12 protein-coding genes and 1 tRNA gene are annotated in these 14806 nt (G+C 39.8%); 5 read left to right on the top strand and 8 right to left on the bottom strand.

Going from position 1 to position 14806, the window contains the following annotated elements:
• Nucleotides 1-398: 398 nt before the first annotated feature.
• Complete coding sequence (gene gap / locus VOI17_RS09045) at nucleotides 399-1391, bottom strand: type I glyceraldehyde-3-phosphate dehydrogenase (RefSeq protein WP_323756927.1); 993 nt, start codon at nucleotides 1389-1391, stop codon at nucleotides 399-401.
• A 176-nt stretch (nucleotides 1392-1567) separates the two neighbouring features.
• Between gap and VOI17_RS09040 the strand changes: the two genes are divergently transcribed.
• Nucleotides 1568-1639 (top strand) — tRNA-Glu (locus VOI17_RS09040).
• Between the two features lie 642 nt (nucleotides 1640-2281).
• Here VOI17_RS09040 and VOI17_RS09035 read toward each other — a convergent pair.
• The 4 genes from VOI17_RS09035 to VOI17_RS09020 all read right to left on the bottom strand — a co-directional run bounded on the left by VOI17_RS09035 (nucleotide 2282) and on the right by VOI17_RS09020 (nucleotide 6732).
• The gene (locus tag VOI17_RS09035; RefSeq protein ID WP_323756926.1) at nucleotides 2282-2749 is read right to left on the bottom strand and encodes a hypothetical protein; all 468 of its coding nucleotides are present in this window, start codon (nucleotides 2747-2749) and stop codon (nucleotides 2282-2284) included.
• A gap of 145 nt (nucleotides 2750-2894) precedes the next feature.
• Nucleotides 2895-3953 carry an AI-2E family transporter gene (locus VOI17_RS09030; RefSeq protein WP_323756925.1) on the bottom strand — a complete coding sequence of 353 codons (1059 nt, stop codon included), beginning with the start codon at nucleotides 3951-3953 and terminating at the stop codon, nucleotides 2895-2897.
• Nucleotides 3954-4087: 134 nt separating this feature from the next.
• The gene (locus VOI17_RS09025) at nucleotides 4088-5002 is read right to left on the bottom strand and encodes a glutaminase (RefSeq protein WP_323756924.1); all 915 of its coding nucleotides are present in this window, start codon (nucleotides 5000-5002) and stop codon (nucleotides 4088-4090) included.
• A gap of 116 nt (nucleotides 5003-5118) precedes the next feature.
• Nucleotides 5119-6732, bottom strand: coding sequence for an ABC-F family ATP-binding cassette domain-containing protein (locus tag VOI17_RS09020; RefSeq protein WP_323756923.1), 1614 nt, complete (start codon nucleotides 6730-6732; stop codon nucleotides 5119-5121).
• 145 nt (nucleotides 6733-6877) lie between these two features.
• Between VOI17_RS09020 and VOI17_RS09015 the strand changes: the two genes are divergently transcribed.
• Nucleotides 6878-7510, top strand: coding sequence for a 2OG-Fe(II) oxygenase (locus VOI17_RS09015; RefSeq protein ID WP_323756922.1), 633 nt, complete (start codon nucleotides 6878-6880; stop codon nucleotides 7508-7510).
• Between the two features lie 5 nt (nucleotides 7511-7515).
• Here the strand turns inward: VOI17_RS09015 and VOI17_RS09010 are convergent, their stop codons facing one another.
• Entirely contained in the window at nucleotides 7516-8355 is an 840-nt protein-coding gene (locus VOI17_RS09010) for an endonuclease/exonuclease/phosphatase family protein (protein ID WP_323756921.1), read from the bottom strand.
• A 270-nt stretch (nucleotides 8356-8625) separates the two neighbouring features.
• Nucleotides 8626-9291, bottom strand: a complete 666-nt coding sequence (locus VOI17_RS09005; protein WP_323756920.1) for a hypothetical protein — start codon at nucleotides 9289-9291, stop codon at nucleotides 8626-8628.
• A gap of 188 nt (nucleotides 9292-9479) precedes the next feature.
• Here VOI17_RS09005 and VOI17_RS09000 point away from each other — a divergent pair, with 188 nt between their 5' ends.
• The 3 genes from VOI17_RS09000 (at nucleotide 9480) to VOI17_RS08990 (ending at nucleotide 12965) form a co-directional block, all read left to right on the top strand.
• Nucleotides 9480-9929, top strand: a complete 450-nt coding sequence (locus tag VOI17_RS09000) for a hypothetical protein (protein ID WP_323756919.1) — start codon at nucleotides 9480-9482, stop codon at nucleotides 9927-9929.
• 79 nt (nucleotides 9930-10008) lie between these two features.
• Nucleotides 10009-12330: a sensor histidine kinase gene (locus VOI17_RS08995; RefSeq protein WP_323756918.1), complete on the top strand. Its 2322-nt coding sequence runs from the start codon at nucleotides 10009-10011 to the stop codon at nucleotides 12328-12330.
• Nucleotides 12327-12965 carry a response regulator transcription factor gene (locus VOI17_RS08990; RefSeq protein WP_323756917.1) on the top strand — a complete coding sequence of 213 codons (639 nt, stop codon included), beginning with the start codon at nucleotides 12327-12329 and terminating at the stop codon, nucleotides 12963-12965. The genes VOI17_RS08995 and VOI17_RS08990 overlap by 4 nt, the downstream gene beginning before the upstream one ends.
• Nucleotides 12966-13036: 71 nt before the next feature.
• Here the strand turns inward: VOI17_RS08990 and VOI17_RS08985 are convergent, their stop codons facing one another.
• Nucleotides 13037-14755 carry an amidohydrolase gene (locus VOI17_RS08985; RefSeq protein WP_323756916.1) on the bottom strand — a complete coding sequence of 573 codons (1719 nt, stop codon included), beginning with the start codon at nucleotides 14753-14755 and terminating at the stop codon, nucleotides 13037-13039.
• Between the last annotated feature and the right edge of the window lie 51 nt (nucleotides 14756-14806).

Here is a 14806-nt window from a genome sequence, read left to right as displayed (position 1 = left end):
GCAGAAGCTTTAGCGGATGAGAAGCGAAGGAACTATAATTAAGCTCTAGACCCTTCGCGAACTCAGGGAAAGAAGCATTTCATAGATACTTTGGCGCTCAATAAATAACGTCAATACTAATAAGGAAAGGGCAAAAAAATAACCCCTCGATTATGAGCGGTTTCAGTTCCTGTTTTAAAGACTTAGATTGTCATCATTGTGCTACTGTGCATCCCATTTTATAGCGACTTGGGGTTGTCATTTGTGTACTTAAACAGATTTAGGAATTAAAAGTTTCCTTTTGCCTCTGGTTTATGAAAATAAAAAAGGGTTGAACATCAGCCCAACCCTTCTCTTCTCTTCTCTTCTCTTCTCTTCTCTTCTCTTCTCTTCTCTTCTCTTTAATATTATTAATACGCCTAACCGATTTTCTCGATCAAGTCAGCAGCTCTGTTAGAGTAGCCCGCTTCGTTATCGTACCAGCCTACCACCTTAACAAGTGTTCCTTGTGCAGAAGTAAGTAGCGAATCGAAAATATTTGAGTGCGTGTTTCCAACGATATCGATAGAAACAATTGGATCTTCAGTGTACTCCATAATGCCTTTCATTGGGCCATCAGCAGCAGCTTTCATTGCAGCATTTACTTCCTCTTTAGTCACTTCTCTTTTCAAAACCACAGTAAGGTCTGTTAAAGAACCATCAGGAATTGGCACACGCAATGCGATACCATCTAATTTTCCTTTTAGGTGAGGTAATACCAAACCAACTGCTTTTGCAGCTCCAGTAGAGGTAGGAATGATAGAAACCGCTCCAGCTCTTGCTCTTCTCAAATCAGAGTGAGGTGCATCTTGGATACACTGGTCAGAAGTGTAAGCGTGAACGGTAGAAATGAAACCGTGAACAATTCCGAAACTATCGTCTAAAACTTTGGCCATAGGCGCCAAACAGTTTGTAGTACATGATGCGTTTGAAAGAATAGTCTCTTCGCCCGTCATGGTATCTTCGTTAACACCCAAAACAACAGTTGGAATGTTTCCTTTGGCAGGAGCAGAGATGACTACTTTTCTAGCGCCAGCTTTTAAGTGACCACCAGCACCTTCTTCATCCACAAATCTACCTGTAGACTCAAGAACGACATCGATACCTAGTGCACCCCAAGGAAGGTTTGCAGGTACTCTTTCAGCATAGATTTTGATTTCTTTGCCGTTTACTACAATACCATCTTTTGTAGAAGTTACAGTTCCATCGAATCTTCCGTGAACTGAATCGTACTTTAAAAGGTGGGCTAAAGTTGCGGTGTCAGTTAAGTCATTGATTGCTACAACTTCGATGTTTTCTTTGGCCAACAATGCTTTGAAAGTCAATCTTCCGATCCTTCCGAAGCCGTTGATCGCTACTTTGGTTTTAGACATATCTAGAAAGTTAATTTATGTGATTCTAAAAAGTGGTGCAAAGGTAACTAAGCCTTCTGCTATATCCAATACAATCGAATGAAGTTGCACATAGTTCCCTTAAATTGTTTGAATTTTTTTACAGAAAACATTTTTGGAATTAAAATGGACTTCTATCTTTGCACCACGAAAAAAATGGTCCGTTCGTCTAGGGGTTAGGACACTGGGTTTTCATCTCAGCAACAGGGGTTCGATTCCCCTACGGACTACTTTTAAAGAGCTCAACTTCGGTTGAGCTTTTTTTATGTCATCCTACGGGGCTACGCTGCAGGCTGGCCCAATTCTAAATTCTTCCACCGGAAGAATTCTTAACGAATTGTCCTCCTACGGACTACTTCAAAATGCTCAACTTAGGTTGAGCATTTTTTTTTGCCATCCTACGGGGAAGCCACCCTGCAGGCTGGCCCAATTCTAAATTCTTCCACTGGAAGAATTCTTAACGAATCGTCCTCCTACGGACTACTTCAAAATGCTCAAATCGGTTGAGTTTTTTTTGTTTTAATGACTTTAGCATTTGAAGTATCGGGGAGCCCGCCCTACAAGCTGGCCCAATTCTAAACTCTTCCACAGGAAGAGTTTTTAACGAATTATCCTCCTACGGACTACTTTCAAAAAGCTCAACTTTGGTTGGGCTTTTTTTGTTTCGCCCTTCGGGGGCTAGGCTACAGGCTGGCCCAATTCTAAATTCTTCCACCGGAAGAATTTTTAACGAATTGTCCTCCTACGGACTACTTTCAAAAAGCTCAGCATATTGTTGGGCTTTTTTTGTTTTAATGACTTTAGCATTTGAAGTATCGGGGAGCCTGCCCTGCAAGCTGGCCCAATTCTAAACACTTCCACTGGAAGAGTTTTTAATCTTCGTCTAGGGCAATTTCTTCTAGTACTCGATTCCCCCAACCACCATACCGTCTAACAGACTCAATGTAATTGGTAAGTTCAACATCACTGTAGGCACACCCGTCATAAATTTCCGCTCCTAGTTCAACCAGTTCCCAATCATTTTCAATCAAGTGCCAGCTGAATTTGTGCGATGCATTGGTATTGTAACCTGCATAGCCCTCTCCTAGTTGTCCTAACGGGAATAAGGTACGCTGTTCAAGCGGTAGGCTCAATTGATTGAGGCACTGCTGAATCACCGCAGCATCGGCTGTTGCGGCAACGAAACTGCTGTCCTGCCAGCGGCCATGAGTTTCACTAGGGCAGCTACTAAATCGGAAGTATCGCCATTCAGGTTCTAACTCATTTTTATCACCATCGTCAATACTGCAACCGGTCATCATCAGAGCCGCACAAAAGAAAACCAGTGTTTTTATTTTCATGATGTTTTTGACACAAAGAGGAGGAAAGGGGTTGCAATGGTTTGCTCCCGTTATCCTCCATACTTCAGATTGTAAGTTGCCACAATGACTCAAAACGAAGAAGAGTTCAACATTTGTCGAACTCTTCAGTATTGTTTAAACTGGCCTAGGCCAGTTTGCTTTCTTTCCTTAAGCGTCTGGGGAGTCTTGGAGGCTTTTTCTTTGGGCCTGAGATCAGATCGGCAATAACTTTAGTCCTTGGGAACTGGTCTAGAATAATTTTAAAGAAAACAGTAAGTGGGATGGACATAATCAGGCCTGGAACACCCCATATATATCCCCATAGCATCAACATTACTAAAATAGTAATGATGTTTATGGAGAATGATTTCCCCATAAATACGGGTTCTAATACGCCTCCAAATAATGCTTGAACGGCCGTTATACTGAGTATGAAAAAGAATAGGGTGCTACTGGCATCCATTTCTACAAAGGCAAATAAAGCCAAAAGTATTACTGAAACGAATGAGCCAATCATTTGGACAAAGTTGATCACAAAGGCAAAGAGACCCCAGAAAATAGGGAAACTCACCCCAAAGAATATACAAGCTAAACTAATGCCTATTCCAGTAAAGAGGCTCACCATAAACTTTACTTTAATGAAGGTGATCAGGTCTTTTTCAATTTTCATAAAGGTCTTTACCGAAGCAAATTCTTTTTTCAGAATAGTGCTGCTCAAGAGTTTTTGAAAATTGACGGATTCAGCCAACCAGAGAATGGCAAAGAAGGCTGTCATCAGCGTCATTGAAACAGTATTCTGTACAAAACCAAGAATAGTACCTACATTCTTGAAAGAATTGTCTTTTTCAAGAATGCCCCCCAAAAGATTTTCTCCCTGTAATATTGTTACCCCGAAACGTTCTTCAATCAAAATAATCATTGAAATAATTTTCGATTCTGCCTTTTGGAAAAAATCATTTTCTGAGGAAAGTATTTCTCTGCTCGATAGCTGTACTAATTCAATCCCCACCTTAAATACGCCTGCTATTATTAAGATTATAATTAAGATACTGATGGTTTTGGGTAGATTCTTCTTGTTGAACCATCGCATAAGCGGCAGGAACAGCAAGGCGATAAACATAGAGAAAATGAGCGGAATAAAAATAAATGAAAGCAACTTCAGCAGGTAAAACACCAGCGGAATTACAATGATTAACAACAGCATATTTGTTGTCTTTAAATCTTTTAATGGGCTGTCCTGCATCATTATTTTTTACTCTCCTTATTTTAGGCACTTGAACACTGAACTCTCTTACGCGTTTGCCGCGTAAAAGTACGTAAGGATCATGTTATTTTTCTTTAGAAGACTGAAGAATCTGTGGCTTGATTAAACATTTCTAAAAAGCGCATTCCTTTGTATGAGTTACCCTTTTCATTTAGGCGAGGGCTCCAAACCGCTACACTGAAGTGTTCTGGAAGAATGGCAATAATTCCGCCACCCACGCCACTTTTCCCTGGAATTCCTACTTTGAAGGAAAATTCACCTGCTTCGTCATAGAATCCGCAAAGCTGCATTAAGGTGTTAATCCTTTTAGATTTTTCAGTGCTGATTACTCTTTCTTTCGTGAAGGGATCAACTCCATCGTTAACCAAAAACATAAAAGTTCTGGAAAGCTCAGCGCAGGTCATTTCAATGGCACAAAGATGGAAATAGAAGTCCAAAACCTCATCGCAATTGCCTTTAATATTACCGTAAGCTTTCATTAGGTTGATCAAAGCAGCATTTCTATAGCCATGTTCTTTTTCTGACTGGGCCACTTTTTCGTTAAAGCCGATGGAGTCATTGTCCGCAATTTTTCGGATGTATTCAATAAAGGTTTGTTTCGAATCTTTAAGGTGATCCACTAGGATATCGCAGACTACGAGTGCTCCGGAATTGATCAATGGATTTCTAGGGATGCCTTTATCATACTCCAATTGCACCAAAGAATTAAAGGCTGTTCCAGACGGCTCAACACCAACCCGTTTCCAAAGTTTCTCGCCTTCCAACTCATAGGCCAAAACTAAAGACAGTACTTTGGCGATACTTTGAATAGAGAATTTTTCATCAGAATCTCCATGGCTAAAGTTCTCTTCATTCATTGTGGTCAGGTGCACCCCAAATTTATTGGGGTCTACACAGCCCAATTCTGGAATATAGGAAGCTACTTTACCAGGGTCGTTGATTTCAGAAAGGAAATCGCAGGTGTTTAAAAATGCTTGTTTGTAATCCATCCGGTAATTCTGCTAAGGCTTTGAAGGCTATAAAAATGACGTATTAAACCTAAGGAAATAGAAAAGACAACAAAAGTAAAAGAGGATTGTTTGTTGCAACCCTCCTTCATGTGTTTTTAGTAAATGGCTTTTCGTTGATCTGCCCAAGCAGCATTTTCGATATAGTCATCGTAAGTGCTCAGTTTATCTACAAAACCTTTTGGTCCTAATTCTACAATTCTGTTGGCCACGGTATGGGTAAATTCGTGGTCATGAGAGGTGAATAATACCGTACCAGGGAAATCTTTCAATGCGTTGTTAAAGGCCTGAATCGATTCCAAATCCAAGTGGTTGGTTGGTTCATCAATGATTAACAAGTTGCCTTGCTTTAACATCATGCGAGAAAGCATACAACGTACTTTTTCTCCTCCAGAAAGCACACTACACTTTTTGAAAACTTCTTCGCCTGAGAAAAGCATTTTACCCAAGAAGCCACGAATGTAAACCTCGTCTTTTTCTCCGTCCGAATATTGTCTCAACCAGTCAATCAGGTTGTCACTAGATTCAAAGAACGCTGCATTGTCATTCGGCAAGTAGGAGTGCGTAATGGTTTGTCCAAATTTGCATTCACCTGAATCGGCTTTCATGGCGCCAGTCAATATCTCGAATAGAGCCGTGGTGGCCATACTATCCTTACTTAAAAAGGCAATTTTATCTCCCTTGTTAACAAACAGGTCAAGGTTATTGATCAGTGTTTTGTCATCCGTCTTTTTATTCAAGCCTTTGATCTCCAATATTTGGTCACCAGCTTCTCTCGTTTGGGTGAAAATAATGGCAGGGTAACGTCTGGTAGAAGGCTGAATGTCATCCAAGTTAATTTTATCCAACAATTTCCTTCTACTTGTTGCTTGCTTAGACTTAGAGGCGTTGGCGCTAAATCTAGCAATGAAATCTTGAAGTTCTTTTTTCTTCTCTTCTGCTTTTTTGTTGGCCGAAGACCTTTGTGTCAAAGCCAATTGGCTCGACTGGTACCAGAAAGTGTAGTTACCAGTATATAGTTTCACTTGACTGAAATCAATATCAACGATGTTGGTACAAACCGTATCTAAAAAGTGCCTATCGTGAGATACCACAATTACGGTATTCTTGAATTCAAGCAAGAAATCTTCCAACCACGAAACGGTATGGATATCTAAGTCGTTGGTAGGTTCATCGAGAATTAGGATGTCAGGGTTACCAAATAAGGCCTGGGCTAATAGCACACGTACTTTTTGGCTACCATTTAGATCTTTCATTAACATGTAATGAAGGTCTTCCGTAATGTCCAATCCACTCAGTAGGGAAGCGGCATCTGATTCGGCATTCCATCCATCCATTTCAGCAAATTGACCTTCAAGCTCAGAAGCCTTAATGCCATCTGCCTCAGAGAAATCTGGCTTCATATAGATGGCCTCTTTTTCTTTCATCAGGTTCCATAGTATGGTATGGCCCATCATTACGGTATCCAAAACAGTGTTTTCATCAAAGCCATAGTGGTTCTGACTTAAAACTGCCATTCTTTTACCTGGCTCTAGAATAACTTGACCTGAGTTTGCGTCAACTTCGCCAGAAAGGATTTTCAAGAAGGTAGATTTTCCTGCACCATTGGCCCCAATTACACCATAACAGTTGTTACCCGTAAACTTGATGTTTACTTCATCGAACAATACTCTTTTGCCGTAAGCGAGGGAAATATTTTGGGTTGATATCATAGCTACCGTATTTTAAGGCCGCAAAGGTAAGAGGATCAAATGGGAAAGGGAAGTTAAGAGCCAACTTTATGATTTAGAAGGCTTAACTATTAGAAATATTGAGTTATGTTCGTTTAAAGTTGCTTAGTTTCGCGGGCTTTTATACATGACTAAGTTCTCAGAAGAGCAGTGGATCAACTCGGTTGATCAGCTTGCGCAAAATGATTTTGTAATAATTGATGATTTTCTCGACAAGCAATTGTTTGAGAGCATCCGTACCTATTTTCTTGATCGCCTTGAAGCGGACGGGTTTTCTGACGCGGCCATTGGCGCATTAAATCAAAAACAGCTAGAGAAATCCATTCGTGGAGATAAAATTTATTGGCTGGAACGAAAAGATGATACCGAAATGGAATCGTTTTTCCAGTTAACCGATGAGTTGATTCAACAACTTAACCAGCTTTGTTATCTCAGTCTTTCTGGTTGCGAATTTCATTTGGCACATTATCCAATAGGTGCCTTTTACAAAAAACACATCGATCAGTTTAAGGGAAGAAGTAACCGTCTGATTTCAGTGATTATTTACCTTAATGTGGGCTGGAAACCAGGAGATGGGGGAGAGCTTAAGATTTTTAAAGAGAACAGTGAAGAACTGTTGGTTGAGCCTTTGGCAGGCAGATGCGTCATGTTTAAAAGCGATACTGTGCCCCACGAGGTTATGAAAACTAAAGTGAATCGCTACAGTTTAACGGGCTGGCTTTTATACCAGCCTTCCACTTTAGGTTATCTGTTAGGCTAAGACTATTATTTTAATATTGCCTCAACGACAACTGGTAAATGATCTGAGGGGTACTTTTTATCCTTAGAGTCACTCAGTACTGCATATTTTTTTACTTCTACCTGATAAGGGTTTGTGAAAATGTAGTCGATACGTCTGGTTACTGGCTCGTTAAACTTAAATCCATTGAAGGTGCCTTTTGGTCCAAAAACTAGGTCAGTGCTAAAATGACGTGCATCATTCATTTTTGAGCTTAGTTTTTGTATTGGCTCTGAGTCTGGTTCAAGGTTTAAGTCTCCCATGAGAAAAACAGGTAGGTTTTCCATGTTCAGTTTGTTGATTTCTGCAATAATAAGGTCTACGCTATTGATCCTTGCCGTATCACCAACATGATCAAAATGAGTATTGAAAACCCAGAATTTTTGATTAGTAGTTTTGTCTTGAAAAAGGGCATATGTACAAATTCTTTCGAGAGCCGCATCCCAACCAACACTTGGTTTTTCAGGAGTTTCAGAAAGCCAAAATGTATTTTGATTGATGAGTTCTAGCGTTTCACTTTTATAGAAAATGGCAGTGTATTCTCCCGCTTCCTTTCCATCATCTCTACCAACTCCAATGTGGTTATAGGTCGGTAATGCATCTTCTAAGTAGGTAACCTGGTGCGAGAGTCCTTCTTGAATGCCTAATACATCTGGTTCGATAAAGTTGATTTGGTTTGCCAGCCAGCGCTTGCGTAATTCCCAATGGTTTTCTCCGTCATTTGGGTTGTCATAGCGAATGTTGTAAGTCATTACTTTAATTGGCGTTTGCCCAAAAAGGCCGACTGAGAATAAAACGGAAAATAGGAGAAAGAATAATTTACGCATGGGGCGAAGTTCGGAATTGATTTGGAGATAATAAAACAATATGTCCGATCAGGGTTTCAAATTTTAGGCCAGAAATGGAATGGGCTACTCAACCGGCCAGACCATCAAATTGTACCTCATTTATTCTACAAGTTTAAATTAGGAAAATACATGTTCAATCTGGTAGCTATAAAAAGGAAAAGGTGCCCGTCTGGCACCTTACCTCTCCCAAACACTACTAGGGTTGGGTTACAAAGTAATCCAACGCCTAGCAAAAACTTTAAATCTGAATCATGTAATTGGTCCCAAGTAAAATAAAGAAACCGTACCTCCAGCGTCTGACGATCCCCTTTGGATATTGCAAATTGGTTTTGTTTGTGGGATTGGTATAGCAGGAGCTCCCAAAGGTTTTCTGTCGCAATAGGGAGGAGCCACACTTGCCGTGCATATATCACAAGCATAAGGGTAAACACCTATGTTCCCAATGTTTTTACCGAGGGCATCATTCTTAAATTTTATAACATCTGGATGGTTTGGTCCAGCGTTCCATTTTTCTCCATCTGTCAATAGAAATTTCATATAGGAATTAGCTCCTGATACATTACTAATATCTACAGTTTCCCAACCTTTTGGATTTGAAGTGTATGAGTTTAAAGTGAATTCAGCCAAATTGATTCCCATCGGGAAATCATCTGAAGGACAGCTGAGAGGAGGAGAATTGAATGCTATATTTCCACTTAGCACTTCGCCTTTAGGAGGTGTATAAGCGATAAATTTACCAGGTGTTAACTTGAAATAACCTTGAAGTGGTTGGATTACATTTTTAATGAATGGTATTTTGTTAACATCAGAAATATAATCTTCTCCTTGATCTAAAGTAAGATATACACTCACTTCTTCTGTCCAGTCGTTGATGATTATAAGTTCAGTAGTTCCCATATTGTCTTGTTTGGTCATCAATACGCTTTTGTATAATTATTACTTTATGCGTTTGATCTAATGTTTAAGGCATTTCAAAATTGGACTATAAAAAAGAGGTTTTAATCCGCTGTAAGTAGTAATTTCACGATACCACTTTAGGGGTATGCGCTCTATAGATCAAGCCTGTATTTTTGAAGGGATTTCAACTAAAACCAATAATAATTATGTCATTAACAAGTCAATATCCATTAGGCCCTGGTGGGAGCTATGGTTCAGCCGAATGCCTCTTAGCCACGGGGATGCAGTTTGAAGATGTCAAGGGAGACTCAGGTGTGCCTAAGCTTTTCGCCCCGCATTTGAAAATGGTAAAGAATGAAAGTACAAAGTGTTCTGAGCTGAGCATTATGTTCCATGCGCCTTCGAATTTTGTACTCGATGCTAAATCTGCAATTGTTTGCGATTACATGGGGACAGAGCTTTTTGTTTTTGTAAACTTATCTCAGGTTGGCACAGTAAGTGATTTTTTTCAGTGTTTCAACCTTAATTTGACTTTTACACAGGAGTTTTCAAGGAAATTAATAAAGAGAAATATTTTTGTGATTCCCGTTCATGGTGATCCTGAAGAAGGCGAGATTGGTAAAATTGGCGCTGATGGTAATGAACAAGTAGATTAATTAAATTTAGACCATGGGATCAAAGCTTATATTTCGAACACCATTTTTTACTCTACCATTAGGTCTCGTGGTCTTTTTTATGTCCTTTTCAATAAAGGCATGGCCTTATCAGGACCAATCAAAAATAACCACCCTTCAGGCCCAAGCCGAAGGGATAGGCAAGAACAATATTGATTCTGTTTTGCTCTTACTAAAAAAAGCTGAGGATTTAGCCTCTCCTAAAACACTCGAAAATGTTCAAGCTGAAAGCGAATGGGTAAAGGCAAAAACCTATTATGCTTTAAAAGATTATGGGGAGTCGAAGCGCTATTCTTTGACAGCTATAGAAAAAGCAACCAACACTCAGAATTTTCAGGTGCTTGCGAAGGCCTATAATTTAATGGGAGTCCTAGAAAAATTCAACGGAGACCTTAATTTGGCAGAGGCCCATTACCGGAAAAGCCTAGAGAATAGAAGAATGCTTTCAGATTCTGTAGGGATGTCGAAAACCCTTCAAAACTTAGCGAATATTTTTAGAGACCAAGGGGTTCGCGACAGTGCTTTTATTTACTACCAAAGGAGTATTGATATAAAGCTAGAGCTAAAGGACACCACTTCATTGGGTATCACTATTACCAATCTTGGGGTTTATTATGCTGAAATAGGGCAATATGATAAGGCGATTGAAAAGTACAATGAGGCCAATGTATTTTATGAAAAGACTAATTTTCAAGAAGGAATTGCCAAGAATTTGAATAACATCGGCAGTTGTTATAATAACACGGGTTTTTTTAAACTAGCACTCAATTTTTATTTGAAGAGCTTGACGATGTACAGGTCTTTGGATGACCTTAAGTTAGATGAAGCACATACTATAGAGAATGTTGGGGTATTGTACAAAAGGTTGTCCGATTTACCACTTGCCTTAGAATACTTCGATAAAAGTTTGGCCATCTATGAATCTCTTAATAGTGAAATTAGAAAGGCATCAGTTTATTTACACTTAGCTGATGTTTACCTGCAAGAAAATTCACCCGAACGAGCTTTAGAGTATTTGAAATTGAGTGAAAAAATATATGCCGATAGAGGCAGAAGCCAAGATTTAGCTTTGGTACACCACGGTTATGGTTTTGCATACAAGCAGCTAAAGGATTACGATAAAGCCAAAGCCTATTACAAAGAAAGCATTTTAAGAAAAGAAGAATTAAAGGATTCTGACGATTTGGGCCAAACTTACAACAGTTTAGCCGTAACAAATTACGAAACTAAAGAGTATGCTCAAGCTTTACGGAATTATCAGAAAGCTTATGATATAGCTAAAGAGCTTAAATTGCCTACTCTGATGCGTAAGTCGTTACTGGGGCTTTCAGAAGTTAATCAAGCTTTAGGTCGTTCATCCAAAGCCTATGATTATCGTGTTCAATACGAAGTGGTAAAGGATAGTTTGAATAATGTTGAAAAAGCGAGCCAATTGGCTGAAATCCGAGAAATTTATGAGTCTGAAAAGAAGGATAAACAGATTTCACAATTGGAACTGGAAAATGAAGTGGTTAATTCAAAAAGTGAAGCAAATGCGGCCTTGGCCCAAAAGGAAGCTGCTAATAAGCTAGTATTTATCATATTGGCGATTACACTTTTTGTTTTGGCCTTAATCTTCTACTTCTATTTCAGGCAGCGCCTTGTACTGACAAAACTGAAGGTAAATGAAGAGAAGGAGTCACGAAATAAAGAGGTAAACCAGTTAATGATTCAGCAGCAAACCAAAACCCTAGAGGCTATGGTGGAAGGGCAAGAGCAAGAACGAAAAAGAATAGCGAAGGAATTGCATGATCACTTTGGGAGTTTAATGGCTACCGTAAAGGTGAACTTAACCACAGTAGCAGCCAATAAGGAAGTAACTCCTGAAAGTGAGAAGCAAATGAATACTTTAGCCAAACTTGTGGACCAAGCCTGTGTAGATATTAGAAGTCTTTCACATTCAATGCACGTAGGTATTTCAGAAACGTTTGGTCTAGTGCCGGCCTTAAAAGATTTAGCTAAATCTATTTCTCAATCAGGGAAAATTCATGTGTCGTTTCATTCTTCTAATTGTTCTGAAAAACTGGACTCATCCATTGAGGTGACAGCTTATCGGGTTGTTCAAGAGTTGGTCAGTAATGTCTTAAAACATGCAAAAGCCACTAAGCTCACACTGCAATTAACCTGTTTAGACGACATTATAAATATTATTGTTGAAGACAATGGTCGTGGTTTTGATGCTGATTTCCTTATGAAAAACTCTCAAGGAATGGGGCTTAAAAGCTTACAAGAGAGAATTGCTGAATTGCATGGTGAATTTGAGGTGGATAGTAGGCCTGAAAAAGGGACTACTGTTATTATTGATTTGCCCATATCCATTGAACAAACCCTATTGAAAGTATGATACGCGCCTTACTTGTAGATGATCATCAATTATTTGGTGAAGGAGTTCGCTCCATGTTTAAGCCAAATGATGGAATTGAAATTGTGAAAATCACAACGAATGGCAATAACGTTCCTTCAATACTTTCTGAATTAGAGGTGGATATGATTCTGATGGATATTAGCATGCCTTTGATTGACGGTGTTGGGGTATTAGAGTTAATGAAAAGCAAAGGGTTGGATGTACCTGTTTTGATGCTTACCATGCACCAAGATATGAAGTACATCAGAAAAACTTTAGAAACTGGTGCACAAGGCTATATTCTTAAAGATGCTTCGAAAGCAGAACTGACGGAGGCAATTGTAAAAGTGAGTAGAAGAGAGAACTATTTTCACCCCAAAATCAATAATCAAATTTTCGACTACTTCCGTGGCAATAAAAACCCAAGTGAAGGGGATTTGGTAGATCAAATTTCTGACAGAGAAAAAGAAATTATTGCCTGTATAGGCAAAGGCATGAACAGCAAAGCCATTGCCGAAGCACTTTTCATCAGTGAGCATACTGTTAAAACCCACCGTAGAAACATTATGCACAAACTAGCGGTGAAGAACACGGCAGAGTTAGTTACCTATTCAATGGAGAAGGGGATTATCTAGCATTCGTTCTATTTAGAAACTTTGCTAAACAACCCCCTTCTTGAATAAGGTTTTATTACTGAATTAGGACCTTATTGTTTGGCATCATAAAGTACTTTTCCGCCAACAATTGTCATGGCAACTTTTGTGTTCAGAATTTCGGCCTCAGGAATCGTCATGATATCCTTATCGAAAACAGTAAAGTCCGCTACTTTTCCAACTTCTATACTGCCCTTAAAATCTTCTTCAAACTCACTGAAGGCACCGAAAATAGTGAAAGATTTCAGTGCTTGATCTCGGGTCATTTTTTGCTCTGGCTCAAAACCGCCTTCAGGTAAACCCACTAAAGTTTTTCTAGAAACAGAAGCATAAAAAGAAGGAATTGGGTCAACAGGCTCTACCGGTGCATCGGTTCCGTTCGGAATAATGGCCCCAGACTTCAGCAAGTCTTGCCACACATAGGCGCCTTCTTCAATTCTCGCTTTTCCTAACCTATCAATTGCCCAAGGCCTATCGGAACTCATGTGAATGGCTTGCATGGCAGGGATAACGCCTAATTCACCAAAACGAGGAATGTCAGCACCACTTAAGTGTTGTGCATGCTCAATTCTAAAGCGATGGTCCTGTGCTAAATCAGGGTATTTTTCAAAAGCAGCTTGATAACGATCTAGGATTTCTCGGTTGGCGCGGTCACCAATGGCATGAGAACATACTTGAAAACCATTCTGAAGTCCTTTTTCTGAAACTTCCGTGACCACTTCCATGGGTAGGGTTTCATGCCCTGTGTGTCCTGCTCTATCGCTATAGTCTTCTAAAAGCCAAGCTCCACGAGGTCCTAAGGCGCCATCACAGTTTAACTTGATTGAACGAACGGTAACATAATGATCTGGATCAATCATTGGTCCGCTTTCATACCAGCGTTCTAGTAGTTCTGGCGACCTTCCAGTAAGCATTACGTACATTCTGATCCCTAATTTTCCTTCGGCCTTAAATCTTCCTAATCGATCAATAAAACTCTGCCCCGAACCAGCGTCATGAAAACTGGTAATTCCTTTTTCCAAACATTCCTGAATGGCCATTTCTAAAGCTTGCTCGTCCTTCTCTTCGGTGCTCTGAGGCACTAAACGACCAACTAGGCCAGAGGCGCGCTCGGTAAAAACTCCCGTTGGGTTACCTAAGTCATCTTTTATGATTTCGCCACCTTCTACTTCGCTAGAAAGTTGTTCTATGCTCAATCGGTTTACACCTGCCAATTGCATTGCTTTTTCATTGGCAAAAGTGGCATGGCCGCTCGCGTGTCGAAGGTAAACGGGGTTGTCTGGAGAAACTTCACTTAGCTTATCATGCGTTTGAAAACCCTTAACCATATTGTCAGGGCGCTCAATCCATTTGTCTTGATGCCAACCGCGGCCTGTGATCCATTCACCTGGTTTAGCTTTTTGAACTGCTTCTGCTACTTTCTCTACCAATTCATCGTAGGTTTTTACGTACATCAAATCTAATTCGAGTTTGTTGTAGCCAATGCCCATCAAATGGCCATGAGATTCAATAAACCCTGGTGTCATGGTTTTGCCTTCAAGGTCTATTACTTTCGTTTCTTTGCCTTTCATGGCCTCGATTTCGGCCAAGTTCCCTGTGGCCAAGATCATCCCGTTTTTGACCGCAACTGCTTCTACTTTTGAGTTGCTGATGTCGGAGGTGTAGATATGACCATTGGTATAAATGGTGTCAGGCGTGTCTTTTGAATTACATGAGAGAAGCGTGAGCACAATAAAGAGCCCAAGGCACAGAAGTTTAGAGGTGGTTTTCATAGTTAAGGGTTGATTTTCTGATGAATCTAATCCTTTTGGTCGAAATCTACA

Source organism: Roseivirga sp. (genome assembly GCF_034669765.1).
Taxonomy (GTDB): domain Bacteria; phylum Bacteroidota; class Bacteroidia; order Cytophagales; family Cyclobacteriaceae; genus Roseivirga.
This window is presented reverse-complemented; position numbering and strand designations above follow the sequence as displayed.